Origin of the sequence: Geodermatophilus aquaeductus (assembly GCF_900182545.1) — a bacterium.
Classification (GTDB): Bacteria; Actinomycetota; Actinomycetes; order Mycobacteriales; family Geodermatophilaceae; genus Geodermatophilus; species Geodermatophilus aquaeductus.
In genome coordinates, this window is record NZ_FXTJ01000006.1 from 178743 (window position 1) to 203325 (window position 24583).

The window sequence follows — 24583 nt, forward strand, 5'->3', positions numbered from 1 at the left end:
GTGCTCCGGACAGTCGCCAGGCAGGCTCCACATGTGGACGGGGCAGTTTCGGAGGAGTACGTCAGGGCTGCGGCGATCGACTGGCTCGCCAGGACGACGCTCGATGGGACGGTCCCCATCACCCGCGCTCAGCTCGCCAACGACTTCTTCGTCGATGGCGAGCGCTTCCCCCTGGTGGACCGCGGCCGAGGTATTCGCAGGCCGCAGGGCTGGTCGTCGGCGCTGAGCATCCTGACGGCTGCTCCCAAGGGCGCTCGTTGGCGGCCCTACGACGACTCGGAGGGAGCCGACGGCCTCCATCGCTACAAGCTGCGCCGCGACAAGGGCGGCGAGGGCGAGAACGAGGCTCTACGCGTCGCCATGCAGAAGCAGGTCCCGCTGATCTGGTTCTACGGGATCCAGCCGAGCGTCTTCCAGGCGATCTTCCCCGTGTACCTGCTGTGGGAGGAGCCCGCGGAGTCGCAGTTCGTCATGGCGCTGACCGAGGAGCAGCGGCTCGTTCGTCCGGACAGTCCCATCGAGGCCGCGCTCCGTCGTTGGAACTTCGCGCAGACCAAGCGGCGCCTGCACCAGGCCGTCTTCGCGAGCCAGGTGAAGACGGCCTACGACATGCGATGCGCCGTGTGCAACCTCAACCAGCGGGAGCTGATCGACGCTGCACACATCATCCCGGACACGCATCCGAGCGGGGACGCCGTCGTCACCAACGGGCTAGCGCTGTGCAAGCTGCACCACGCGGCCTACGACGCGAACATCCTCGGTATCCGCCCGGACCTCACCGTGGAGATCGCCGGAAGTCTCCTCGAGGTGAGTGATGGGCCGATGCTGCGCCACGGCTTGCAGGGGCACCACGGCAGGCGACTGATGCGGCTCCCCGTCCGTCGAGCCGATCACCCGGACGCCGATCGCCTCGCGGAGCGTTACCGGCTCTTCCGACCAGTCTGAAGCCCCCGAGTCGAGGTGGGTCGACGCCCTGCGACGTCGACCCACCTCCGATCGTCAGGGTGTATCCGCCGCCGTTGACGCCTTGACGCCCAGCCGCTGCTGCAGCCGATCCCGCAAGCAAGCCTTCCTGGCCTCGTAGAAGTCCATGAACTCCTTGATGTCCTCCGGCAGGACATCGAGGTCGTTCTGCTCGACGTAGGTCGCTCGCTGCTCCTCCGACACGAAGGCCTTGTCGAGCCACTTGGCCGGCAGGACGGCCTGCTTCTCGACGTTCGCCTGCCCCTGCAGCAGCTGGAGGTTCGGCAGCCGATCCACAGCGGCCACGAAGACGTCGATGTCCGGTACGGCCACCCCGGCCTCGGCCAACCGCTTCCTGGTGAACCGAGACCGTGGGAAGACGTGGTCCTCGTGGAAGACCTTGCTGAGGTCCAGACCCGGGTACAGCATCGCCAGCACGGGGAACGTCCGTTGTCCGCCGTACTTCAGCTCCAGCAGCTCGTCGACCTCGGTCGCCTCGAACTCCAGCGACTTCCCGATCGCTGCCATCTCGGCCTGGACAGCCTCGACGGGGAAGCCAGATGCGCCATGCGCGTCGATCGCCTGACGAATGCGGCTCAGGGTCGTGTCCAAGCCAGAGCCCCAGATCCCTCGCTTCATGAGCGACCGGTTCACCCACTTCTGCAGGCGCACCCGGTCCTCGGCGCTGGCCGTCGAGTCGAGGTACGAGTCGTCGAGCCCCTTGGAGGCGAGGAGGTAGGCGATCGGGATGACCACGCTGTGAGCAGTCAGGCTCCGGGTCGAGAGTCCGAATCGGCTCAACAGAGTGGCGGCACGCAGGAGAGCGGCCCTGGTGGTGCTCCAGACCTTCTCGACCTTCTTCATGTTGTCTTGCGTGAAGTTGGTGACGCGGAACCGGAGGTCGACGCCGGCCACCATCAGCGCCGTCTTGAGGACCACGTCCTTGGAGAAGGAGAACTCCCGTGAGCCGCCGGTGTTGAGCTCCTGGACGAGCGCCCGGACCTCTTCCCGTGCGTCGTACTCCTCCCACTGGTTCGTCGCCATCGACAGCAGGAGGTCCGAGTAGGACAGGGTCGTACCACCGCTGTTCACCCGGACGAAGATGTCGAGCACCTTGTCCGGGTCCTGCGAGCCCTCGAGGTAGTAGTTGATCGGCTTGGTGACCCGGATCGCCTCGTACAGGTCGTACAGCCGCTGGTGAGCGTCGACTTCGTTGAGGTCGACGCCCCGGTCCTTGAGCGCCTTCATCAGCGCGGGCCCCGAGTTCTCCAGCTTCAGCACATCACCGACACGGAACCACTTGGCCGGCTCACCGGGCTGGGGCTGCGCCTCGGAATCGGTGAGGAAGCGCAGGTCGTACCGGAGTGACAGCTCCTCGTGGTCGGGATCCTCCAACAGGTTCAGGTACAGCCGCTTCCTCGGGAAGGCGTCGGGGCTGTTCCACCAGGCGTACTTCTTCTTCTCGGCGTGGCTGCCGTACACCGCGATGTTGAGCGACGTCAGGCGCTGCTGTCCGTCAAGGATCGCCACGGCGGATCGGCCGCTCGGCACTGTGGCCTTCGTGGCGTACGGGTGGTCCCGCTCGTGGAAGTCGGTCAGGAAGTCGTAGAAGGCGTAGTGACTCGCCGTATCGGGCTCGACGTTCCACAGCAGGAACGACCCGATGGGATAGCCCCGCATCAGGCTGTCCACCAGCTGACGGATCTGATCGGTGCCCCAGACGAACTCCCGCTGGATGGCCGGGAGGAGATACCGCTTCTCATGGATCCCCGCGAGGACCTCCTGCACGGTGACAGGTGTCTGGAACGCCACTGATACTCCGATGTCCGACGGCAAGGCCTGGCTCGGGGATGCTATGGGTCCTGATCGGTCGGTGAAGACGCGACACGGGCAGTTGAGCCGACCGTGACTCACCGCCCATCCGGGGACGTCCTCGGGTTGTCCGTCGACAGCCAGCGATGTAGCGCGGCCAGTCCAGACGTGCGTCACCGTGGTGAGCCAGCAGCGCTACCGCTTCGCCACGGAGAAGACGACGTCGCCTCGGCCGCTGGGACAGATGCCACACCGGATGCAGGCGGACCCCTTGGCGCTGATCAGGGGGATCCGCCTTCCGTTCTCGGGGCACGGGTAACGCTTGCCCGGGAGGCCGTCGAGGTCCGCTCGACCGTCGGCGAATGTCTCGGCCAGATAAGCCCATCGAACCCACGGGTGTCGCTTCCGCGCAGCTGCAGCGGCCTCGAGATTGTCGGGATCCACAGACAGGTAGACGGACAGATTTGTGAGATCGGCCAAGGCCGGTAGGACGTCGAGCGAACGAGGGTCAAAGCTGCGCGTGTACACCCAGAAGCGGACGTCAGCGTTGTCTCGGACCACGTCCGCCCATGCCTGCGCGTACTCCCAGGAGAAGAAGTCGCCGTCCCAGTGGATGCGGAAGTCCCTCGGGACTCTCGCTCCTCTGGCCTCGGCGCGCTCACAGTCGGCCCGGAAGTCGGCGATCATGTCGCCCAGCAAGCGCGCCATGCCGGCGCGGTCGAGCGCGACGAGCTCTGCCAGGTTCGCGGTGAGCACTTCGCGGAGGCCCTTGTAGAGGTTCTCGAGCTTGCCGGCGTAGCAGACGCGCTGGCAGGTCTCCGTTGCTCCGGGACAGGAGTAGCCGCGTCCGGCGGGTAGACCGAAGCTGTTGGCGATCTTGGCTGTCTTGCCGTTGGGGGACGGCAGGTTGGTCACCTTGCGGTCCGCGGACCGCTTGAGGCTCACTCGGCACCTGGCCGAAACAGCCGAGCTGGACATCCAGCCTCGGCGCCAGTGACACGTGTACCGGTGTGGGCGGATCGGGCCCGTGAGTGCCGACGTTGCTGGAGACGGGTCTCGGCCTCTGCGGCCGAGCGGCTCTCACCGGACCTGCACCCACTCCACCAAGTCGCGCTCCCATACGACCCGCCCTGGTCAACATCTCATGGCGTCCTCCTCGCCGATGCACGTGGAGGCTCCAGGTCTCGAGCGGCGAAGGAAAGGCCCGCTCGCACGGGGACGCGCCGAGGCACGAGCAACCGCACTGCGGGCACATGGCTGCTCACCGGCCCCAGGCCTGGGGTGAAACACGCGCATCAGGCCGGGCCATCACGTCGCGCGTCAGCCCGAGGCGGTCAGACGCCACCCAGGTCTAGAACGAGGGTGAAGTCCCGGTCCTGCATCAACGCGTCGAACTCCGCGATCGAGGCAAACACCGGCGTCCCCAAGTACGTGTGAGTGAGGTCCGCCAGGTCGGCCAAGACGTCGTCCGGTCTGCCCGTGCCCAGGGCAGCCTGGATCGCGTCCAGCCGAGGCAGCACCAACCGGCGGAAGCCAACGTCATAGGCCGCCAGAGCCGCCTCCACTTCGCGGAGCTCCTCTGCGGCAGCAGCCTGGACCTCGGCGGTGTGGCGCAGCAGCGCCTCGTACTCCGCGTCCCATGCGGCCGACCTGTCACGAGCCGTGACCGCCATCCGCAGTCCTTGGACCAACATGACAGCTCCGTACTGGCCGACCACCTGGCCGATCACCGCCCCCACAATCGGGACGGGGATCACCGCCTGGCCCACTGCGGCACATGCCCATCCGGCGACGCCCTTGGTGAGGGTCTCAGCCGCTGCCCACGCTGCCGCGTCGGCAGTCAGCCGACCGGTGGCGACCCCGTGCGCGATGCCTGCCAACCCGAACACCGCTCTGCCGAGGACGTGGTCAAAGCCGCCCTCGACCACCGCGCCGACCCAGGACCCGGCTCCCGCCTCCGCGGCGTGCTGCGCAGCGCCGGCGATGCCCTCACTGAGGCAGGCGATGGTTCCGGCCTTGAGCGCGCTCTGCGCCGCTCGGCGGGCGACTTCCGGCCAAGGGATGCCCTCGCGTGTTCCCGCCTGGACGTAGGAAGTCGCGACTTCGACCAAGCCGGTCGTGAGCCCGGCCGTTAGTGCTGCCGCACCGCCGGCGCGCGCGATGTCGCGGAGCTGTTGTGACCTGATCAACGACTGCAGGTACGCCTGCGGGTCACACGCCGCCCCTGCGACGTCGCTCGTGCTCACCGGGGTCGAGGAGACCTCCCCGCTGACAATCCGGTCGGTGAGCCGCTCGCGGACGTCCGCGTATCGCGCATGGAAAGGCCCCTCTGGCATCCCCAGTCGCTGGTCGATCAGCTCCTGCGTCCCGGTCAGGTGGTCGCTCGGTACGAGGAGCTGCATCCCCTCGTACTTGTGTGCGGAGAGTCCGTCCGTCGGGGCCAGCCGTCGTGCGGCTCCACTGACAACCTTCGCCTGGACCTCACTCAGCACGTCGCCCGAGGCGCCATACACGCGGAGGTCTGCAGCAGCATGCGGCTCACCGAGCCACGTGGTGACACGGAGCCGCGCCTCTTCGTCCTGCGCTACCGCCTTGAGGTTGTACGAGAGCTCATGCATCCACTCGAAGACGTGTCCCTGTCGCTGCTCCTGGCCGAGCTTGCCGAACCGCTCGGCCATCCGTGCTGCGACCTCACGCTGTTGCAGCAGCATGGCGAGCTGCTGCCGACCCACGTGGGTAGCCGCGTGAGCAGCGGCTCGAGCGGCTGCCTCCTGGGTTGCGTCCGCGAGTGCTGGACGCCCATCGAAAGGTGATCCGCTCATGCGGCCAGGCGGTCGGCGAGCCTGTTGGCGGCGGTGAAGGTCCTGTCGGACATCGCCGTCACTCGCCCGTCTTCGTCGATGATCGGGCAGGCGATGACGGCGGCCATGGCCTGCGCCACGCCGGCGAGCTCAGCGACGAGCGCCCGCTGGGCCGGCGTGTAGGTGGCGTAGTCATCGTTGGTGTCGATCAGCGCTGTGAGCTTCTTGAGCCGCGGGCGACCGCAGGCCCCGAGCGCACGGACCACGCGGGCCGTGTCCCTGATGCGCTTGACGGCGGCATCGACCTTCGCCACCTGGACGGTCATCTCGCTCTTGGCTACCTCCAGCTCCTGCTGGGCCTTGACCTGCTCCTGGTACGCAGCCTCGCCCTTCCACCACAGGAATCCGTAGGCGAGAAGGACCGCCGGCGCAGCCACCACACCGGCGAGCACCGCAGTTCCGCCCGCGACACCGAGGCCTCCGGCCGCGAGTGATCCTCCGCCGAGCCAGGCCAGCGTCGCACTGGTTGCCGCAGCTCCACTCAACGCAGAGATGGCAGTGCCTGTCGAGGCAGCTGCCAGGGCCCCGACGGCGGCGAAGGTCAGTCCTCCGGCCGCCGCACCGGCGGCGGTGCCGCCCGCCAGGGCAGCCAGTCCGTCCACGGCCTTGAAGCCGACATCGCGCAGCTTGACGTCCATGGCCCGCAGCTCGGGCACCGCCGTGATGGTCGGGAGATCGCTCAGCTCGACGTTCCGCAGACGCGCGAATTGTGTGGCGAAGGGGCTGAGGTAGGTGTCGAACCCTTTCGCGTAGGCCGCGTCCAGCCTCATCTGGGCTCCGGCTGCCTGCTGCTCCGCCTTCTCCTTGGCGGCCAGGAGTTCCTCGTGTGCCTTCTGGTTCTCCTCCGCGAGGCTCTTTGCATCGAACATCGGGAACAGCCGCACGGAGGACTCTCCTGTCTTCAAGAAAACGGACGCCAAAGGCTCGCATGCACGACCGGCGATCCAGAGGAAGCGGACCATGTCGTGCCGCAATCGAGTGATGGAGGCCCCAGACACGCTCCCTGCGGGCGGAGCTTGATCTGTTGACGTCGGCTGTCCGCCCTCGCGAAGGTGCCGCCGGTTGGCGCCTAGCAGTAGACGCTGATGCTGCGGGTTTGGCAGTACGCGTAGCGCGAAGCGCCGGCGTCCAGGCCGTCGTCGTACCCCTCGTCGTAACCGGCGGCTTCTCCGGCTCGGTAGCCGTCGTTGTAGCCAACCGCCTCGCCAACCGCCTGGCCGTCGAGCTGGCCTTCCGCGTAGCCCTCGCTGAGGCCAGCCGCGTGGCCCTCCTCGTAGCCCGCGCTGTGACCGTCGGCGACCCCTGACGGGTAGGCGAACTCTGCTCCCGCGTTGTACGCGCTCAGTGTCGCCTCGGCCAGCTCCCGGGCGTGCTGCTGTCTGGGTGACGCCTCTGCCTGGCTCCTGCCGGCGGTGACGCCCGCAGAGCTGCCTTCCGCAACTCCCTCGGACCTCGCCTGCTCGACGAGGTCGGCAGTAGCGTCCGCATCCCCCCGCCCAGAGATGAAGGCGAGTACTGCGAGAGCGGTCATCGCGACGCTGATGCAGCTCAGGAGGACGAGCCCAAACCGGCGTCGCCGAGGAGGCGGCGGGCTCTTCACCACAGGGGTGGTGTCCGCGTCGACAGGGCTGGTCATCACGCTCGTCCTCCGCAGGGGACGGTGGATCTCGTCCCGATCAACAGAGGACTAACAACCACACGACCAGATGAGCCCTCGACGCACCGCAGGTCACCTCGAATGAGACATCCGATAACTGCCGAGGCGTCGCGATCTAACGCGCGAGAGACCTACGCCGGCGGGTCCTCAACCACGTGCAGGACGCCGCGGCCGCGTTCCTTGGCGCCGTACATCGCCCGGTCCGCCAGTGAGAGGACCTCGTCCAGCGTCGTCCCGGGCGCAGCCATCGCCAGCCCGATGGAGGCCGAGACCCGCACGGTCCGGCGTCCCACCTCGACCTCGTCCACCAGGGCGGCGGCGAGCCCGTGCCCGATGGCCTCCGCAGTAGCCGCGTCCACCCCGGGTAGCACCGCCACGAACTCGTCCCCACCCAGCCGGCCGACCACGGCGCCCGGCAGCTCCCTCTCCACGTGCCGGCGCAGCCGGTCGGCGAGCCGGACGAGCAGCTGGTCCCCCACCGCGTGCCCGCCGCGGTCGTTGACCTCCTTGAACCGGTCGACGTCCACGAACAGCACCGCTCCCCCGACGGCCAGCGCCGCCCGGCCGGTGTCGAGCAGGTGGCTGCGGTTGGCCAGGCCGGTCAGCGGGTCCTGACGCGCCGACCGCAGCAGCGCCTGCTTCCACCCGTCGGCCTTGGTCGCCACCGCGGTCAGCCGGTCCACCGTCTCCTGCAGCCGCACGGCCTGGTCGACGTCCGCGTCCACGCTCAGCCCCGCCGTCGACGAGGTCAACGTCTCGAGCACCGACTCCAGCGGCAGCCCGGCCGCCACCGCCTCCAGCGTCCGGCCCTGCGCCGCCAGCAGACCGGCGTCCCACCGGTGCGCGGTCACCTGCCGCCGCAGCGACAGCACGCTGCGCACCAGCCGGACCTGGTTCTCGAGCAGTTCCTCCTCCGCCCGGGAGAACGCCCGCGGCTCGTCGTCGAAGACGCCGAGCGAGCCGAGGACGAAGCCGTCCTCGTCGATCAGCGGCACGCCGAGGTAGGAGCGGATCGCGCCGGCCGCCACGGCCGGCTTGTCACGGAAGATCAGGTGCTCGAGCGCGTCGGCCACGTGCAGCCGCGCCCGCAGCGCCACCACGTACGCGCAGAACGACAGCTCGTCGGGCACGTGCGAGTACGGCGCGCCCGCGCCCCGCTCGGCTGGGTAGCACTGCTCGTCCGGCCCGACCAGGTTGATCATCGCGATCGGCGCCTCCACCGTCCGCGCCATGTACGCGACGACGGCGTCGAGGTCGGACACCCCCGCGTGCCCCGGCAGCCGGTAGCTGGCGATCGCGGCCAGCCGGGCCGGATCGGCGACGGCGGACCGCGGGCTGGGCAGGACGGACTCGGGCAGGCGGGGCGTCGGGACGGCGGCGCTCACGGGCGCGCACCCTAGCTGCGGGGTGTCACCGAAGGAACACGCTGCGGCACGGCGCCGCACCCGGATCGCTCAGGCGGACGACCTGGGCGCGCCCATCCCCGGGTCGATGCGCACCGGCCCGGAGGCCGACGGCTCGACGTCGAACTCGAAGATCCCGGTGGGGATGTAGACGGTCGCGCAGGAGTTGGGGATGTCGACGACGCCGGACAGCCGGCCCTCGATCGGCGCCGAGCCGAGCAGGAGGTACGCCTGCTCGGGGCTGTAGCCGAACTTCGTCAGATAGTCGATCGCGTGCAGGCAGGCCCGCTGATAGGCCAGGTCGGAGTCGAGGTAGTGCTGCTCGTCGTCCAGCGTCACCGAGGTGCCCGAGAAGGCCAGCCACCGGTCGTAGCGGGGCTCGACGTTGCCGGGCAGGAAGATCGCGTTCTCCGCCACCCCGTAGGTCTGCATGCCGCCCTTGAGCAGGTCGACGTGGAGGTCGATGAAGCCGCCCATCTCGATGGCGCCGCAGAAGGTGATCTCGCCGTCGCCCTGGGAGAAGTGCAGGTCGCCCACCGACAGGTTCGCCCCCGGCACGAACACCGGGTAGAACACCCGGCTGCCGCGCGTGAAGTTCTTGATGTCCTGGTTGCCGCCGTTCTCCCGAGGCGGCGCCGTCCGCGCGGCCTCCGCCGCCACCCGGTCGAAGTCCTCGCCGGACAGGGAGCCCAGGATCGCGTCGTCCGGCAGCGGCGGCAGGGCCAGCGGCGGGTTGCGGTCCGGGTCGGTGGCGATCAGCGCGCCCTCCCGCCGGTTCCAGCGCGCCAGCAGGTCCGCCGACGGCGCGGTGCCCATCAGCCCGGGATGGGTGATCCCGGTGTAGGACACCCCCGGCACGTGCCGCGACGTCGCCGTCTGCCCGCGGAAGTCCCAGATGGCCTTGTAGGCGTCGGGGAACTGGTCGGTGAGGAACCCGCCGCCGTTCGTCCTCGTGAAGATGCCGGTGTAACCCCAGCCCTGCCCGGCCAGCGGGCCGGCGTCCTCCTGCGGGATCGGGCCCAGGTCGAGGATGTCGACGAGCAGCAGGTCCCCGGGCTCGGCTCCCTCCACCGCGATCGGCCCGGACAGCGCGTGCACCCGGGACAGCGGCGCGTCCCGGACGTCGTCGGCGGAGTCGTCGTTGTGGATGGCGCCGTCGAACCACTCGCGGCAGTGCACCCGGAAGACGTCGCCCGGGCGCACGGTGACCGCCGGCGGGATGTCGGGGTGCCAGCGGTTGTGGCCGACCAGCTCCTGGTCGGTGAACGACCTGCTGGAGTCGAGGGGGAAGACGACCTCGGGCACGGCGGACCTCCGGGCGGGGACGGGTCAGGGACGGGGCAGGCGGGCGAGCGCCGGGTCGTGCGCCTGTGGCACGGCCCGCCGGGACGGCGGGGCGGAGACCACCGCGGGCTGGTCGGCAGTGCGCGCGGTGCGGTCGATCAGCGCCCGGTTGCGGGCCGACCCGAGCGCCAGGCGCGGAGCGGTGAAGACGCGGGGCGCGGGGGTCGCGCAGTCGGGGCAGGGCTCGGAGTCGGCCGCGGTGCCGATCGGGCGGGCGACCTCCAGCAGGCCGTGTTCGGCGCACCGGTACTGGTAGATGGCCACGGCGGACCCTTCCGCTCCGCGCCACCGGGTCCCCGGCTGGCGGGCGCCGCGTCGCCGCGGCTCCGCCCGCGAGCCTCGGGGGACGCGGGACGGCAGGCCAACCCCCGACGGCCCGCGTCCTGTCCCCCGACCTGCGCGTGCTCACCCGGTGGCACCGGCGGGTCACGCCACGGTGTCAGGACGTCGCCTGCTCGGCCCCCCGGGCCGTCCGCCTCTGTCGCCACGGACGTCGCCGGCACCACGCTCCGGACCTCACCGGCCAGGAAACCCGCCAGCCGGACACCGGTCCAGGCAGTCAGTCAGGAGGGCGACGTGACCGCTCCCACTCAGGCCCGACCGGCCATCACGGGTTACCACCACATCGGGATCACAGCCACGGACCTCGACGCGAGCGTCGCGTGGTACCAGCGCGTGCTGGGGCTCCAGCCGCTCCCGATGACGTTCCCGCACCACGGCGCGGAGGAGTCCGGGCACGCCGTCCTCCTCCTCGAACCGGCCCAGGGGTGGGCGATCGGGATCCACCGCCACGTCTCCAACCCAGGGACGCCGGCCAGTGAGGCGGCGACGGGTCTGGACCACTTCGCGTGGGCGGTGTCCTCCCGGGAGGATCTCGATGCCTGGGCCTCGTGGCTCGACGAGCAGGGCGTGGAGCACGCCGGCGTGACCGACACGACCGACCCCATGCCGTACTCGGTCCTGGTGTTCCGGGATCCGGACAACCTCCAGCTGGAGCTGGTGCACCTGCCGGGCTGAGCCGCGCACGACCGGCACCGCGGCGCAGCCGACCGGCGCTACCGTCCGCCGGTGGACCAGCCCGGCACCGGCGGGCCGACGCACAGCCGCCTCGCCCGCACCGCCCGGCTCGCCGCGCTGCCCGCGGCGTTCGCCGGCCGCACCGCCGTCGGGATCGGCAAGCGCATCGGCGGCCGGCCCGCCGAGGCGGTCGCCGCACAGGTGCAGCAGCGCACCGCCGAGCAGCTGTTCGCCACCCTCGGCCAGCTCAAGGGCGGCGCCATGAAGGTCGGCCAGGCGATGTCGGCGATGGAGGCCGCGCTGCCCGAGCAGCTGGCCGGCCCCTACCGCGAGGCGCTCGTCCGGCTGCAGGACGCGGCGCCGGCCATGCCCACCGCGATGGTGCACCAGCAGCTCGACGAGGCGTTCCCGGCCGGCTGGCGGCAGCTCCTCCGCGACTTCGACGACCGGCCGGTCGCCGCGGCCAGCGTCGGGCAGGTGCACCGCGCCACCTGGTCCGACGGCACCCCGGTGGCCGTGAAGATCCAGTACCCGGGCGCCGGCGAGGCGCTCGTCGCCGACCTCGGGATGATGCAGACGGTCGCGCCGGTCGTGCAGGCGGCCGTGCCCGGTCTCGACGCGCGGCAACTGCTCGCGGAGCTGCGCGCGCGGCTGGTCGAGGAGGTCGACTACGTCCTCGAGGCCGACACGCAGATGGCCTTCGCCGACGCCTACCGCGACGACCCCGACATCGCCGTCCCCGACGTGTTCGCCGTCGAGGATCGCGTGCTGGTGAGCCGGTGGATCGACGGCACGCCGCTGTCCCGGGTCATCGCCGACGGCAGACAGGACGACCGGGACCGCGCCGGGTCTCTGCTGGTGCGGCTGTTCGCCTCCGCGCCCGTGCGCGCCCGCCGGCTGCACGGCGATCCGCACCCCGGCAACTTCCGGCTGCTGCCCGACGGCCGGCTCGGCGTCCTCGACTTCGGCGCCACCGATGCCCTGCCGTCCGGCTGGCCGGTGAAGCTCGGGCCGCTGCTCGCCGCCGGCCGGGACCGCGACGCCGCCGCCCTGCACCGCATCGCCGCCACCGCCGGGCTGCTGCAGCCGAAGGCCGTGACCCCGGACGCCCTGATGGCCCTGCTCGACCGCTACCTGGAGCCGCTGCGCAGCCCCACCTACACGTTCACCCGGGCCTGGATCCAGGAGCAGACCCGGCTCGCCTCCGACCCGTTCAGCGCTCCCGCCCGCACCCAGCGCCGGCTCACCATCCCGCCGCGGCACCTGCTGCTCCAGCGCGTGGCCGTCGGGATGACCGGCGTCCTCTGCTCCCTGGGTGCCACCGTCGCCGTCGACGCCGAGATCCGCCGGTGGCTGCCCGGCTACGACACGCAGGTCTGATCCCGCACCGAGAGGAGGCCGGTCGTGGAGACGTCCTTCACCGCGCTGGTCGGCTGTTCCGTTCCCATCCAGCAGGCCCCGATGGGGGCGGTCTCCTCGCCGGACCTGGCCGTGGCGGTCGCCGACGCCGGCGGGGTCGGCACGGTCAGCGCGCTCGGCGTGCCACCGGAGGTCCTGCTCCGGCTCCTGGACGGGATGCGCCGGCGCACGTCCGGCGTGCTGTCCGCCAACGTCCTCACCCCGGACGTCGACGAGCAGGTGGTCGAGGACATCGCCGAGCGGGTGCGGCTCGTCGACTTCTTCTGGTTCGACCCCTCGCCGCGGCTCGTGGAGCTCGCCCACCGGGCCGGGGCGCTGGTCAACTGGCAGGTCGGATCGGTCGCCGAGGCGCGCGCGGCGGTGGACGCCGGCTGCGACGTCGTCACCGTCCAGGGCGTCGAGGCCGGCGGGCACGTGCGGGGCTCCGAGCCGCTCCTCCCCCTGCTGCGCGAGGTGCTCGACGCCGTCGACGTCCCCGTCCTCGCGGCCGGCGGCATCACCGACGGGCGCTCCTTCGCCGAGGTCATGGCGGCCGGCGCGGCCGGCGCCCGGATCGGCACACGGTTCCTCGCGACGACCGAGTCCGGCGCCTCCCCGGCGTACAGGCAGGCCGTCGTCGACGCCGCCGGCGACAGCACCGTCGTCACCGACGCGTTCGCCGTCTGCCCGCTCTGCGCCACCAGCCCGCGGGCCCGGGTGCTGCGCGCCGCCGTGGAGCGGCTCGCCGAGCTGGACGGCGACGTCGTCGGGACGGTGTCGATGGGCGGCACCCGGGTGCCCGTGCCGCGCGGGTCCGGCCTCCCGCCCGTGGCCGGCGCCGAGGGCCACCTCGACGCGATGGCCATGTACGCGGGCGCCGGCGTCGGCGCGGTGACCGCCGTCCGGCCGGCCGCCGACGTCGTCGCCGAGCTGATGGCGACCCTCGAGCGGCGTGCTCCGGATGGCGCACAGTCGTAGCCGTGCGGGTGGCCCCGGGCCGTCCGCCTCTGTCTCCGCGGACGTCGCCGGCGCCACGATCCGGGGCCTCACCGGAAACGGGAGGTCGGCACCGTGTATGTCACCCAGGGTCTGCACCGCCACGTCCAGCAACGCCCGCACGAGGTCGCCACCGTCTGCGCCGGCCGCACCAGGACGCATGCCGAGTCGGTCGACCGGATCGCCCGGCTGGCGGCCGCCCTCCAGGGCCTGGGGGTGGCCGACGGCGAGCGCGCCGCCATCCTGTCCCTGAACTCCGACCGCTACCACGAGTTCCTCGCCGCGACGCTGTGGGCCGGCGGCGTCGTCGTCCCGGTCAACTTCCGCTGGAGCGTCCCGGAGATGGCCGAGTCGCTCGCCGAGGTCGGTGCGCGGGTCCTCGTCGTCGACGACGCCCTCGCCGGCTGCGTCGAGGGCATCAGGGCCGCTCACGACGGCCTGCAGCACGTCGTGCACGCGGGCGACGGCCCCACCCCCGACGGGATGCTCGCCTTCGAGGATCTGGTCGGGACGCACGAGCCCGTCGAGGACGCCCGCCGCGGCGGCGACCAGCTCGCCGGCGTCTTCTACACCGGCGGCACCACCGGCCGGTCCAAGGGCGTCATGCTCAGCCACGACAACCTGCTGACGTCGTCCATGGGGTACCTCGCGGGCGTGGCCACACCGCCGGACCGGGTGTACCTGCACGCCGCGCCGATGTTCCACCTCGCCGACTTCTCCGCCTGGGTCACCGGAGGGATCGTCGGCGGCACCCAGGTGATGATCCCGGCGTTCGACCCGGTCGCGGTCCTGGCCGCCGTCCAGGAGCACCGGGTCACCGACGTCCTGCTGGTGCCCACGATGATCCAGCTGACGGTCGACTCCCCACGGGTCGACGACTTCGACCTGACCAGCCTCCGGCGTGTCCTCTACGGCGCCTCTCCGATGTCCGACGCCCTGCTGGGCCGTGCGGTGAAGGGTCTCCCCAACGCCAGCTTCGTCCAGGCCTACGGGATGACCGAGCTCGCACCCGTCGCGACCCTGCTCACCCCGGAGGACCACGAGGACCCGGTCCACCGGCGCTCGGTCGGCCGCGCCGCTCCCTGCACCGAGGTGCGCGTCGTCGGGCCGGACGACGCCGAGCTCCCCCGCCGGGAGGTCGGCGAGATCCTCGTCCGCGGCGGCAACGTCATGCTCGGCTACTGGGACCGGCCCGAGGCCACCGCCGAGGCCCTGCGCGGCGGCTGGATGCACACCGGCGACGCCGGCTGGATGGACGACGAGGGGTACGTCTCCCTCACCGACCGCCTCAAGGACATGATCATCTCCGGCGGGGAGAACGTGTACTCGGTCGAGGTGGAGAGCGTCCTCGCCCAGCACCCGGCGGTGGCCACCTGCGCGGTCATCGGCGTCCCCGACGAGACCTGGGGCGAGCGCGTCCACGCCGTCGTCGTCCCGGCCGCCGGCGCCACCGTCACCCTGGAGGAGCTGCACGCGTTCTGCGCCGGCCGGCTCGCCGGCTACAAGACGCCGCGGTCGATGGAGGTCGCCGACGGGCTGCCCCTGTCCGCGGCCGGCAAGGTGCTCAAGCGCGAGCTGCGCGAGCCGTACTGGGCCGGACAGGAGCGCGCCGTCCACTGACGAGTTGCCCGACAAGGAGGAGAGCGGCGCATGCACGCACGGTCCACGAGCATCCGCGGCAACGCGGCCGACATCGACGCCGCCATCGCCTACGTGCGCGACGACGTGCTCCCGACGGTGCAGGGGACCGACGGCTGCATCGGCCTCTCCATGCTCACCGACCGCGACGGCGGCCGCTGCATCGTCGCGACCGCGTGGAGGGACGAGCAGGCCATGCGCGCCACCGCCGCCGAGGACCGCACCGTCCAGCACCGCCTCGCGCACATCCTCGGCGGCGCGCACGCCGACGTCCAGGAGTGGGACATCGCGGTCCTCCACCGGGACCGTCCGGCCGGGGACGGCGCCGGCGCACAGGTCACCTGGGCCCGCATCGCACCGAACCACCTCGACGACCTGCTCGAGGCCTACCGCAGCAACCTCCTGCCGCGCCTGCAGGAACTGCCCGGCTTCTGCAGCGTCAGCATGCTGGTCGACCGGCGCCTCGGCCGGACGGTCAGCGTCACCAGCTTCGAGAACCGCGATGCCGCCGGGCTGGTGCGCAAGCACGCCCGGTCACTGCGCGACCAGTTCGCGCAGGCCATGGGCGCCAAGATCGTGGACGTCGCCGAGATGGACCTCGTCCTCGCCCACCTGCACGTCCCCGAGGCCGTGTGACAGCCGCGCCCGTGCACCGCCTGCTCGGTTCCGACCTCCTGTTCCCCTCCCCGGCACGCCGCACCTTGACCTCGCATCCCCTCCTCCGGGTGCTACATCTGGCCTACAGTCGTAGCCATGCGGGTGGCATCCAGAGAGCTGCGCAACGACACGGCCGGCGTCCTCCGGCGGGCCGCCGCGGGCGAGGTCGTGCAGGTGACCGTGAACGGCGAGCCCGTCGCCGAGCTGGGCCCGCTCCACGAGCACCGGTCCTCCTGGACGCCGAAGGCTGTGTTCGCCGCGCGGCTGGCGAGGGCGCAGGCCGATCCGGGACTGAGAGAAGACCTGCGCCCACTCACCGGGGACACCGACGAGCTCGGCCCCATCCCGTGAGTCGCGGGCTCCTGGACACCAGCGTCTTCATCGCCCGTGAGGGGCGGGGGCTCGACGTCTCGGCACTGCCGGACGAGGTCGCCGTCTCCGTCGTGACCTACGGCGAGTTGCGCGCCGGCGTCCTCGCCGCCACGGACGTCTCCGTCCGGTCCCGCCGGCTGTCCACCCTGCAGACCGTGGCCGACCTCAATCCCCTGCCCATCGACACAGCCGTGGCCGACGAGTGGGCCCGGCTGCGACTCCTCCTGGCCACGGCCGGTCAACGGGTACACGTCAACGACACCTGGATCGCCGCCACCGCGCTGGCGCACGACGTCCCCGTGGTCACCCAGGACGCCGACTACCGGGCGCTCGCCGAGATCAGCGACCTCCGCGTCATTCCCGTCTGACAGACCGACTCCGTCGGCCTGTGGAAAACTCCCGGGCCGGTCGTCTCGCGCTGCCACGGTGTGCCGCGTGACGACTCCACTCCTCGCCGACGTCCCCGTCCGCTCACCGCTCGCGCTCACCCGCCGCTGGGCGAGCCTGCTGCAGCCACTGCTCTTCGACACCCGCAGTCTCTGGCTGGCCTGGTTCGGCCCGGACGGCCGGCAGTCCCCCGTCCTCCTGCCCGTCGAGGACCTCCCCGACCGGCCCGACCTGAGCCTGGTCAGCGGCCTGCTCGGCGTCCACGACGAGGTGGCCGCCTCCCACGGGTCCAACGACGTCCTGCTCGCGATGGCGCTCTGCCGTCCCGGCGAGCCGGTCGAGACCGCGGACGACACCGACTGGCTGATGGCATTCCACGACGTCCTCGGCGACGCGCTGGACCAGGCCTGGAGCCTGCACCTCGCCGCCGGAGGGCGGGTCGAGCCACTGGTCGAGGCGCAGTACTTCCTCGGCCGGGTCGCGCGGTCGACGGACGGTCCGCGGTGACGGTGCGCTACGGCTGGTCTCGCGAGGACCATGACGACGTCGCGGTGGCACCGCCTCCTGTTCATCCCAGAAGGCGACGCCGCATCCGCATCGCCGGTGCGGCGGTCGTCGCGGTGGTCCTGGTGACCGCCGGTGTCGCCGCCTGGCTGACGTTCACGGACGCCCACCGCTCACCGCGCGCGGTGGCCGAGGCCTTCCTCACCGCCAACGAGCGTCACGACTGGGCGGCCTCCTGGGAACTGCTCTGTCGCAGTGAGCAGCTACGGCACGAGTCGTTCGCGATGTGGAGCGACGTGCAGGACCTGCGAGTCGAGATCCGCAGCCCCGCGCTGGAGGGCGAGACCGTCACCGTCGAGGACGTCCGACCCAACGAGCGCTCCGCACGCCCCTCCTACGTCATCGACCTCGAGCACGACCTGGGTTCCGCGGTCTACTTCGACACACTCCTCGTGGTCGAGGAGGACGGCGAGTACCGAGCCTGCGGACAGCCGTGAGGAACCGCCGGACGTCAGCCCTGGGCGGAGCGGCGCATCGACCACATCTGCGCGGGGCGCTCGAACTGGGTGGCGACCTCCCAGCTCACCGCGCCGTTGACGACCTCGCGCCGGAAGTTGCCCACGGCCACGCGGGCGAGCTCGGGGTCGGCGGCGACGCGGCGGGCCAGCTCCAGCGCACGGTCCTCGACGGCGGCCTCGTCCACCGACTCCCACGCCAGCCCGAGCTCGACGGCCTTGGTCCCGTTGATCTCCTCGCCGAACAGCGCCATCGCCGCGGCGGCCTCGCGGCCGATCAGCCGGGACAGGATGACGAAGTGCCCGCCGCCGGGGTGCAGCCCGCGCTTGAGGAAGCCGGCCAGCAGCCGGGCGTCGTTGGCGACGATCCGCAGGTCGGTCGCCAGCAGCATGTTCATCCCGGCGCCCACGGCGGACCCGCGGACGGCGGCGATGGTCGGCACCTTCACCTGGCCGAGCCGGTAGAAGGAGTCGTAGATGCGGCCCATGCCGTCGTAGTTCTCGGGCGCGGCCGGGTCCTTGCCGGCGTTGGTGAGCGTCGCGACGTCGCCGCCGGCGCAGAACGACTTGCCCACCGCCCGGAGCACCAGCGCGCCGACCTCGGGCTGGGCGTCCACCTGGTCGAACACGCCGATCAGCTCCGACGCCATCGCCGGCGTCAGCGCGTTGCGGCGGTCGGGCGCGTTGAGCGTCACCACCGCCACGCCGCCGTCGACCTCGAGCAGGACCTCGGCGTCAGCCACGAGCGCACCTCCGGATCTGGGGGCCCGCGGGCCCGGGGACCATCCCGGGCATCAGACCACGGCGCGCGGTTGCCGCCCCGGGTGGCCCGGCTCCACACTCGCCGCACCGACCTCCCGGAGCCCGCATGCCCGCCCGCCGCGCCGCCCTCGCCGTCGTCGCGATGGTGGCCGCGGGGTGCACCGGCGGGAACGAGGAAGCCCCGCCGCCGCGGGAGTTCACCGAGCTGGCGGGCACCGTCGACCTCGACGCCGTGGCGCCCGGCGGCGTCGACGTCCTCGGCCTCGAGCCCACCGGCGACGGCGCACTGGTCCTCCTCGGCGGCACCGCCGATCCCGCGGTCGGCTACCTCGCGACGCTCACCGCCGACGGGCTCGGCGAGGTCCGGCGGATCGACGGCGTCGGCACGGAGCTCCTCGTCGCGGACGACGGCACCGCGCTCGTCGTCGGCCCCGACCGGATCACCACGGTCCCGACGGACGGCGATCCGACGGTCACCGAGGTCGTGCTCAAGGAGCTCGCCGCCGCCGCCCTCTCCCCCGACGGCACCAGGTTGTACGCCGCCACCCCCGGTCGGCTGGTCGGCCTCGACCCGCGGACCGGGGAGACCACCGCCGAGACGGACCTCGGCGAGGGGCTCACCGTGGCGGAGCTCGAGGCGGGTCCCGACGGGCCGGTCGCGCTGATGAGCGACGCGCGCGCCGCCGACCTGGCGGACGTCGCCGTCCTGGGCACGTGGGACGAGGACCTGCGGCAGCCGGGGACCGTCGAGCTCGCCCCCGACCGGCCGGCCAGCATCCCGTCCGCGCTGCGCCTGGCCGACGACGGCACCGCCGTCGTCACGCTCACCGCGGGCTCCGGCGACGATCCGTTCCGCGTCGTCGTGGTGAGGGACGGCGAGGTGACCGCGAGCCACGCCGTCCCCGGCACCGACCGCATCCCCGCCGACCTCGCCGTCTCCCCCGACGGGCGCGTGGCCTACCTGCCGGTGGCCGGCTTCGAGGTGGAGTCCGGCGTCATCACCCTCGACCTGGCCGGCGGCGAACAGCTCGGCACCGCCCGGCTGTGCGAGGGGCAGGGCACCTTCGGCCGGGTGGCCCTCAGCGGCGACCGGCTGACGGTGGTCGGCTCGTGCATCGGCAGCGAAGCGGCGTCGACGACCGCCTTCCTCGTCGGCTGACCATGGCCAACAGGGTGTGACCTGGACCACTATGGCGCCTTCCCCGACAAGGAGGCCCTCATGGACCGGCTGCGCTTCGGCACCTTCCTGGCACCCTTCCACCCCGCCGGCGAGAACCCGACGCTCGCGCTGCAGCGCGACCTCGAGCTCGTCGAGCACCTCGACCGGCTGGGCTACGACGAGGCCTGGATCGGTGAGCACCACTCGGCCGGCACCGAGATCATCGCCTCGCCGGAGATCTTCATCGCCGCGGCCGCCGAGCGCACCAAGCACATCAAGCTGGGCACCGGCGTCACCTCGATCGCGTACCACAACCCGCTCTGGGTGGCCGAGCGCATGGTGCTGCTCGACCACCTCACCCGCGGGCGCGCGATGCTCGGCTGCGGCCCCGGCTCGCTGCCCACCGACTCGATGATGCTGGGCCTCACCCCCACCGACACCCGCGAGCTGCTCGAGGTCGACCTCGACATCATCATGCGGCTGCTGCGCGGCGAGACGGTCACCCAGCAGACCAGGACCCACAACCTCGTCAACGCCCGGCTGCACCTGCGCCCCTACACGCAGCCGTGCTTCGAGATGGCCGTCGCGGCCGTCGCCTCCCCGACCGGGCCGCGCATGGCCGGCCGGCACGGTGTCGGACTGCTGAGCATCGGCGCCACGCTGAGCAAGGACGGCTTCGACGCGCTCGCCCACCACTGGAACGTCGTCGAGGAGCAGGCGCAGAAGCACGGCCAGACCGCGTCGCGGCGGGACTGGCGGCTGGTCGGGCTCATGCACATCGCGGAGACCAAGGAGCAGGCCTACGCCGACGTGCAGTTCGGCATCGAGACCTGGTTCCGCTACTTCCAGAAGACGGCGGCGTTCCCGCAGATGGCGGTCGAGGGCGGCGACGCCACGGAGATGATCGACTTCATCAACGAGGCCGGCATCGGCGCGATCGGCACCGTCGAGGACGCCCGCGCGCAGGTGCAGCGGCTGTGGGACCAGTCCGGCGGCTTCGGCGCGATGCTGCTGCTCGGCCACGAGTGGGCCAACCCGCAGGCGACCAAGCGCTCGTGGGAGCTCATCGCCCAGCACGTCATGCCGCACTTCCAGGGCGGGGAGGTCAGCCACGCGCAGGCGACGCTCGGCGCCAAGGAGTACGCGATGGGCAAGCGCGAGGACTACGCCGCCGCGCAGATGGCGGCCGTGGCCACGATGACCGAGCGCTACGAGAAGGAGAAGGCCGGCCAGAGCTGACGACGTCGGTCGGGTGGCGGCGGCGCCGTCACCCGACCAGCTCGTCGGACAGCCTCCGCAGCCTCTCGCGCGCGGAGGCGTCGTAGGTCTGCTCGTGCGCGCGGGTCTCGCGGAGGCCGTCGAAGTAGCGCCCGGTGACGCCGGCAAGCTCCGGGTCGACGACGAGCCGCGCGGTCGCCTCGACGCCCTCCTCGATCGTCGACGTCGGGTTGGCGACGATCTTCGTCGGCATGAACGTGGCCGGGTGCAGCGCGTTCACCGTGACGCCCGTGCCGGCCAGCTCCTCGGCGAGGTCGACGGTCGACAGGATCTGCGCGAGCTTGCTCTGGCTGTAGGCGCGGGTGCCGCTGTAGCCCTGCGTGAGCTGGACGTCGTCGAAGTCGATCGGCATCTGCGCCGCCGAGGAGACGTTGACGATCCGCGCCTCGCCGGCCGCCTTGAGCAGCGGCAGCAGCTCGCGGGTCAGCAGGTAGCCGGCCAGGTAGTTGACGGCGAACCGCAGCTCGAGGCCGTCGGCGCTCTCCTGCCGCTCCGGCCCGCCCGGCACCTCGCGGCCGATGCCGGCGTTGCTGACCAGCACGTCGAGCCGGTCGACGTCGGCCTCCACCGCCTCTGCCATCGCGCGGACCTCCGCCAGCGACGACAGGTCGGCCCGGTACGACCGTGCCGTCGGCCCCAGCTCGGCGAGCAGCGCCTGCAGCCGCTCCTCGTTCCGGCCGTGGACGAGCACGGTCATGCCGCGGCCGGCGAGGTCGAGGGCCAGCGCGCGGCCGAGGCCGTCGGTGGCGCCGGTGATCAGCACTGTCTGCTCGCTCAGCGGTCGCATGCCCGCGACGATGCCGCGCCGGCGACCGCGCCGCGACCCCTCGTCCCCGCCCGCCGGACCTGACAGAGTCCCTCGACGTGCGTCGCCGCCGCGGGCTCCTGCTCGCCGCCCTCCTGCTGACGGGGTGCGGCGGGGCAGCCGTCGAGGACACGGCGTCCCCCGGGGCGGAGCCGATCCCCCTGGCCGAGGTCGCGGGAGCTGACGCCGGCGTGCTCGACGTAGCCGCCACCCACGACGGCCGGTCCGTCGTCCTGCTGGCCCCACCCGGCGGGCCGCTCACCCTCGCCGACGTCACCGCCGACGGCTCGGCCACCGCCGTGCCCGTCCCCGGCCTCGACGCCGAGCGGCCCGGGCTCACCCGCATCGCGGCGACCGGCGAGGGCGTGGTCGTCGTCGGGTTCGCGGCCGGGCGGGTGGCCCTCGTCCCCGCCGGGCCCCAGGGCGCCGGCGCGCCGCAGCCGGTCGGCACGCTCGGGGGCGCCGACGTCGCCGCGCTGCACGTCACCGCCGCCGACGGCGTGCTGTGGCTTGCGCTCACCGGCATCGACGGCACCGACCGGCTGCTCGCCGTCGACCCCGCCACCGGTGCCGTCCGCACCGAGGTGGCGCTGCCCGGTACGCCTCGCGACCTCACGACGACCGGGGACGGCGGCGTCGTCGTCGCCACGGACACCGGCCGTGCCGCCGCGGCCGTCACCGTCGACGCATCGGGCACCGTGAGCGAGGTGCCGCTCGGCCCGGGAGCGGCCGGACCGGTGACCGTCGCCGGCGGCGAGGTGTACGCGACCGTCGGCGGGAACGGCGAGGTCTCGATCGCCCGGGGCGCCGAGGTGCTCGCCACGGTGCCCGGCGACCTGCCCGCCGCCCTCGCCGTCGACCCGGCCGGTGAGGAGGTCACCCTCGTCGACACGGTGGCCGACAGCGAGGTGCCGCGCGTGCTGCAGCGGACCGTCGACCTCTCCGCCGACGAGGTGACCGGCGAGGTGGAGCTGTGCGACAGCGGCGCCGTCGCGGGGGCCGACGTCGACGACGCGGGCCGCGGATCGGTCGTCAGCGACTGCCGAGGCGAGCCGACGCTGTGGCGGTTCGGCTAGACCGGCGGCTTCCACCCGGGGTCGCGGCCGGTGGCGCCGAGCAGCCGGTCGAGCGCGGGCGCGTCCTCGGGCACCGGCACGCGCGGGCCGTAGAGGTCCGGCGGGCGCTCGTCGCCGAAGGAGTCGGCGAACGCGCGGCAGGCGTCGGCGTCGGCCGGGTCGACGTCGTAGGGCTGGCCGGTGGCGACGGCGAGGTCCCAGCCGTGCACCACCACCTCGTCGAGCGCGACGACGGCGGCCACCCTCCCCGGCATCTCCACCCCGCCGGCCGCGGTGACGCCCTCGTGCGCGGCCGGGTCGCGCCAGGCGGCGGCCAGCGCGTCGAGCTCCGCGGGGATCCGGGTGCGCCAGTCGGCGGGCAGCATCCCCGGGTCGGCGGAGGCCTGGCCGTCGACCGGCGTCTTCTCCCCGGCCATGCGGAAGGCGTAGGCCAGGCCGGCGAGGTGGGCGAGGACCCCCGCCACCGGTGTGCCCTCGCAGGGGGTGGGCTCGGTCAGCTGCTCGTCGCGGATGCCGGCGACCACCGTCGCGGTGGCGGCGGCCGCTGGTCCCAGGTCGGTCGTCATGGGGGTAGGACTCCCGCCGGCCCCGGGACTCAGCGGTCGCCGGCGCCCGTCACGGCGTCGTCAGGACGGACGGCGCGACGAGTGCCAGGACGAGGACCGCGACGTGGACGAGCATCAGGGTGAACAGGCCCACCTGCCAGACCTGGGAGCTCCTGATCCGCGTGTAGAAGCGCTTGTCCACCAGGTCGTCGACCGGGGTCTCGCGGTGGTGGTCGGCGAGGTTGTCGATGCCGACAGCGGTCTCGATCTGCCGCATGCGGGCCTGGTCGAGCTGGAGCAGGTAGCGGTGCTTGGCCATGAGCTGCATGGTCATCAGCGCCAGCAGGACGCCGAGGACACTCGCCAGGCACCGCGGAACCGTGTCCGTGCGGCCGTTGAGGGACGTCGTCAGCACGAACGCCTGGGCCGCCAGGCCGAGACTCGGCGTCTGCCAGACGAGAGCGTTCTGAGCCAGTACCCGCTGCATCAACCGCTCGTACTCGAAGAGCTCCTTCGCGTGCTGGTCCTTCCAGGACCTGTGCGTCTCGACGATCTCCCCCGCGGTCATGCGGTCATCGTCGCTCCCGAGTGGCCCCGTGAGCGCCACCCGCGTCAGCGCGTCGCCGCCCTCGCGAGACGGAGTTGAATGGGGTCGTGATGGGGGGACCGCAGGCCGCTGCCCTCGTGCTCCCGAGCGCGGGGCCCGACCCGATCCCGCTGGCCACCGCGCTGGCCGCCGTCCTCGGCTACGCGCGCGGGCGCCGGCCGCTGTTCTTCCGCTCCCCCAGCTCGCCGCAGGGCCGGTGGGTGCAGGTGCTCGCCTACGCGATGGACCGCTTCGACGGCCAGCCGCCCGAGACCGCCGACGGCCCCACCGACCGCGACGTCCTGCTCGCCGAGGGCCTGCACGGCCGGCTCGACCCGGCGGCGTGGTCGGCCGTCCGCGCGCGCCTGGTCTCCGCCTGGCCCCTCATGGAGATGGCTCTCGAGCGCGCCGGCGTCCGGACGTTCTGGGAGCTCCCCGACGACGAGTTCTCCGTCCTCGCCGAGCCCGGCACCGTAGGCGCGGCGCTGCGGTCGCTGGCCGAGGGACCGGACGCGCGGCACGTCGTCGCCGCGCTGCACCACCGGCACCCGGCGCTGGTCCCGCTGCTCGACGGCGTCACGCGGCGCCAGCTGTGGGGCCACCTGCGCGAGGGCGACAGCGGGCCGGAGGCGGTCGTCCACCGCGAGCTGGTCGCCAACGCCGCGGCGTTCGAGGTGCTCGAGACGGCGGCGGCGACGCTGCTCGGCCGCTCGCTCACCCGGCTGCGGCTGCACGACGTCCTGCTGTGGCTGTCCGGGTCGCTGCGGATGACGCACGCGGTCGCCGTCGGCCGGGCCCTGGCCGCCGACTCGGAGCAGGGCCTCGAGGCGCTGCTCCCGGCCTAGGTT

At 72.4% G+C, this 24583-nt stretch carries 26 protein-coding genes; 14 read left to right on the forward strand and 12 right to left on the reverse strand.

Annotated features, from left to right (window positions below; genetic code table 11):
* Positions 1 to 33 precede the first annotated feature (33 nt).
* Positions 34 to 945, forward strand: coding sequence for an HNH endonuclease (locus FN207_RS26695; RefSeq protein WP_221888240.1), 912 nt, complete (start codon positions 34 to 36; stop codon positions 943 to 945).
* Positions 946 to 999: 54 nt separating this feature from the next.
* Here FN207_RS26695 and FN207_RS16205 read toward each other — a convergent pair whose 3' ends face one another.
* The 8 genes from FN207_RS16205 to FN207_RS16240 form a co-directional block, all read right to left on the reverse strand.
* Positions 1000 to 2775 carry a DUF262 domain-containing protein gene (locus FN207_RS16205; protein ID WP_142459507.1) on the reverse strand — a complete coding sequence of 592 codons (1776 nt, stop codon included), beginning with the start codon at positions 2773 to 2775 and terminating at the stop codon, positions 1000 to 1002.
* A gap of 195 nt (positions 2776 to 2970) precedes the next feature.
* Positions 2971 to 3753 (reverse strand): GP88 family protein, encoded by a 783-nt coding sequence (locus FN207_RS16210; RefSeq protein WP_142459508.1) that lies wholly within the window; start codon positions 3751 to 3753, stop codon positions 2971 to 2973.
* 356 nt (positions 3754 to 4109) lie between these two features.
* On the reverse strand, positions 4110 to 5486 hold the full coding sequence (locus FN207_RS16215; protein WP_142459509.1) for a hypothetical protein: 1377 nt from the start codon (positions 5484 to 5486) through the stop codon (positions 4110 to 4112).
* 107 nt (positions 5487 to 5593) lie between these two features.
* Positions 5594 to 6520 carry a hypothetical protein gene (locus tag FN207_RS16220; protein WP_142459510.1) on the reverse strand — a complete coding sequence of 309 codons (927 nt, stop codon included), beginning with the start codon at positions 6518 to 6520 and terminating at the stop codon, positions 5594 to 5596.
* 185 nt (positions 6521 to 6705) lie between these two features.
* On the reverse strand, positions 6706 to 7275 hold the full coding sequence (locus FN207_RS16225; protein WP_142459511.1) for a FliH/SctL family protein: 570 nt from the start codon (positions 7273 to 7275) through the stop codon (positions 6706 to 6708).
* Positions 7276 to 7424: 149 nt separating this feature from the next.
* Entirely contained in the window at positions 7425 to 8678 is a 1254-nt protein-coding gene (locus FN207_RS16230) for a sensor domain-containing diguanylate cyclase (protein ID WP_142459512.1), read from the reverse strand.
* A 69-nt stretch (positions 8679 to 8747) separates the two neighbouring features.
* Positions 8748 to 10001, reverse strand: coding sequence for a formamidase (gene fmdA, locus FN207_RS16235; protein WP_142459513.1), 1254 nt, complete (start codon positions 9999 to 10001; stop codon positions 8748 to 8750).
* A 24-nt stretch (positions 10002 to 10025) separates the two neighbouring features.
* Entirely contained in the window at positions 10026 to 10304 is a 279-nt protein-coding gene (locus FN207_RS16240) for an FmdB family zinc ribbon protein (protein WP_142459514.1), read from the reverse strand.
* 312 nt (positions 10305 to 10616) lie between these two features.
* Here FN207_RS16240 and FN207_RS16245 point away from each other — a divergent pair, with 312 nt between their 5' ends.
* The 9 genes from FN207_RS16245 (at position 10617) to FN207_RS16285 (ending at position 17506) form a co-directional block, all read left to right on the forward strand.
* A complete protein-coding gene (locus FN207_RS16245) occupies positions 10617 to 11057 on the forward strand; it encodes a VOC family protein (RefSeq protein ID WP_142459515.1) in 441 nt (146 codons plus the stop codon).
* A gap of 51 nt (positions 11058 to 11108) precedes the next feature.
* Positions 11109 to 12437 (forward strand): ABC1 kinase family protein, encoded by a 1329-nt coding sequence (locus FN207_RS16250; RefSeq protein WP_142459516.1) that lies wholly within the window; start codon positions 11109 to 11111, stop codon positions 12435 to 12437.
* A 24-nt stretch (positions 12438 to 12461) separates the two neighbouring features.
* On the forward strand, positions 12462 to 13433 hold the full coding sequence (locus FN207_RS16255; protein WP_142459517.1) for an NAD(P)H-dependent flavin oxidoreductase: 972 nt from the start codon (positions 12462 to 12464) through the stop codon (positions 13431 to 13433).
* A 93-nt stretch (positions 13434 to 13526) separates the two neighbouring features.
* On the forward strand, positions 13527 to 15071 hold the full coding sequence (locus tag FN207_RS16260) for an acyl-CoA synthetase (RefSeq protein WP_142459518.1): 1545 nt from the start codon (positions 13527 to 13529) through the stop codon (positions 15069 to 15071).
* 30 nt (positions 15072 to 15101) lie between these two features.
* Positions 15102 to 15725, forward strand: coding sequence for a hypothetical protein (locus FN207_RS16265; RefSeq protein WP_142459519.1), 624 nt, complete (start codon positions 15102 to 15104; stop codon positions 15723 to 15725).
* Between the two features lie 117 nt (positions 15726 to 15842).
* Positions 15843 to 16097 (forward strand): type II toxin-antitoxin system Phd/YefM family antitoxin, encoded by a 255-nt coding sequence (locus tag FN207_RS16270; protein WP_142459520.1) that lies wholly within the window; start codon positions 15843 to 15845, stop codon positions 16095 to 16097.
* The gene (locus FN207_RS16275; protein ID WP_142459521.1) at positions 16094 to 16486 is read left to right on the forward strand and encodes a type II toxin-antitoxin system VapC family toxin; all 393 of its coding nucleotides are present in this window, start codon (positions 16094 to 16096) and stop codon (positions 16484 to 16486) included. Before FN207_RS16270 ends, FN207_RS16275 begins: the two co-directional genes overlap by 4 nt.
* Positions 16487 to 16553: 67 nt before the next feature.
* A complete protein-coding gene (locus FN207_RS16280) occupies positions 16554 to 17012 on the forward strand; it encodes a hypothetical protein (RefSeq protein WP_142459522.1) in 459 nt (152 codons plus the stop codon).
* 122 nt (positions 17013 to 17134) lie between these two features.
* On the forward strand, positions 17135 to 17506 hold the full coding sequence (locus FN207_RS16285) for a hypothetical protein (RefSeq protein ID WP_142459523.1): 372 nt from the start codon (positions 17135 to 17137) through the stop codon (positions 17504 to 17506).
* 14 nt (positions 17507 to 17520) lie between these two features.
* Here FN207_RS16285 and FN207_RS16290 read toward each other — a convergent pair whose 3' ends face one another.
* The gene (locus tag FN207_RS16290; RefSeq protein WP_142459524.1) at positions 17521 to 18267 is read right to left on the reverse strand and encodes an enoyl-CoA hydratase-related protein; all 747 of its coding nucleotides are present in this window, start codon (positions 18265 to 18267) and stop codon (positions 17521 to 17523) included.
* Between the two features lie 125 nt (positions 18268 to 18392).
* Here FN207_RS16290 and FN207_RS16295 point away from each other — a divergent pair, with 125 nt between their 5' ends.
* Both FN207_RS16295 and FN207_RS16300 read left to right on the forward strand, forming a co-directional pair.
* On the forward strand, positions 18393 to 19445 hold the full coding sequence (locus tag FN207_RS16295; RefSeq protein ID WP_142459525.1) for a hypothetical protein: 1053 nt from the start codon (positions 18393 to 18395) through the stop codon (positions 19443 to 19445).
* Between the two features lie 60 nt (positions 19446 to 19505).
* Positions 19506 to 20684, forward strand: coding sequence for an LLM class flavin-dependent oxidoreductase (locus FN207_RS16300; RefSeq protein ID WP_142459526.1), 1179 nt, complete (start codon positions 19506 to 19508; stop codon positions 20682 to 20684).
* A 28-nt stretch (positions 20685 to 20712) separates the two neighbouring features.
* Here the strand turns inward: FN207_RS16300 and FN207_RS16305 are convergent, their stop codons facing one another.
* Positions 20713 to 21510, reverse strand: a complete 798-nt coding sequence (locus tag FN207_RS16305) for an SDR family NAD(P)-dependent oxidoreductase (protein WP_142459527.1) — start codon at positions 21508 to 21510, stop codon at positions 20713 to 20715.
* Between the two features lie 77 nt (positions 21511 to 21587).
* Here FN207_RS16305 and FN207_RS16310 point away from each other — a divergent pair, with 77 nt between their 5' ends.
* On the forward strand, positions 21588 to 22604 hold the full coding sequence (locus FN207_RS16310) for a YncE family protein (RefSeq protein ID WP_142459528.1): 1017 nt from the start codon (positions 21588 to 21590) through the stop codon (positions 22602 to 22604).
* On the opposite strand, the gene FN207_RS16315 is transcribed toward FN207_RS16310, so the two are convergent.
* Both FN207_RS16315 and FN207_RS16320 read right to left on the reverse strand, forming a co-directional pair.
* Positions 22601 to 23170 (reverse strand): TIGR03086 family metal-binding protein, encoded by a 570-nt coding sequence (locus FN207_RS16315; protein ID WP_142459529.1) that lies wholly within the window; start codon positions 23168 to 23170, stop codon positions 22601 to 22603. The genes FN207_RS16310 and FN207_RS16315 overlap by 4 nt on opposite strands.
* Before the next feature lie 49 nt (positions 23171 to 23219).
* Positions 23220 to 23717, reverse strand: coding sequence for a hypothetical protein (locus FN207_RS16320; protein WP_142459530.1), 498 nt, complete (start codon positions 23715 to 23717; stop codon positions 23220 to 23222).
* 89 nt (positions 23718 to 23806) lie between these two features.
* Between FN207_RS16320 and FN207_RS16325 the strand changes: the two genes are divergently transcribed.
* A complete protein-coding gene (locus tag FN207_RS16325; RefSeq protein WP_142459636.1) occupies positions 23807 to 24580 on the forward strand; it encodes a DUF6308 family protein in 774 nt (257 codons plus the stop codon).
* The last annotated feature ends 3 nt before the right edge of the window (positions 24581 to 24583 follow it).

Coding starts and splice junctions, on each gene's coding strand:
- FN207_RS16265 (WP_142459519.1), top strand. CDS start 15,102: ATGCACGCACGGTCCACGAGCATCCGCGGCAACGCGGCCGACATCGAC.
- FN207_RS16320 (WP_142459530.1), bottom strand. CDS start 23,717: ATGACCGCGGGGGAGATCGTCGAGACGCACAGGTCCTGGAAGGACCAG.
- FN207_RS16300 (WP_142459526.1), top strand. CDS start 19,506: ATGGACCGGCTGCGCTTCGGCACCTTCCTGGCACCCTTCCACCCCGCC.
- FN207_RS16270 (WP_142459520.1), top strand. CDS start 15,843: ATGCGGGTGGCATCCAGAGAGCTGCGCAACGACACGGCCGGCGTCCTC.
- FN207_RS16295 (WP_142459525.1), top strand. CDS start 18,393: ATGCCCGCCCGCCGCGCCGCCCTCGCCGTCGTCGCGATGGTGGCCGCG.
- FN207_RS16325 (WP_142459636.1), top strand. CDS start 23,807: ATGGGGGGACCGCAGGCCGCTGCCCTCGTGCTCCCGAGCGCGGGGCCC.
- FN207_RS16210 (WP_142459508.1), bottom strand. CDS start 3,753: ATGTCCAGCTCGGCTGTTTCGGCCAGGTGCCGAGTGAGCCTCAAGCGG.
- FN207_RS16215 (WP_142459509.1), bottom strand. CDS start 5,486: ATGCTGCTGCAACAGCGTGAGGTCGCAGCACGGATGGCCGAGCGGTTC.
- FN207_RS16315 (WP_142459529.1), bottom strand. CDS start 23,170: ATGACGACCGACCTGGGACCAGCGGCCGCCGCCACCGCGACGGTGGTC.
- FN207_RS16305 (WP_142459527.1), bottom strand. CDS start 21,510: ATGCGACCGCTGAGCGAGCAGACAGTGCTGATCACCGGCGCCACCGAC.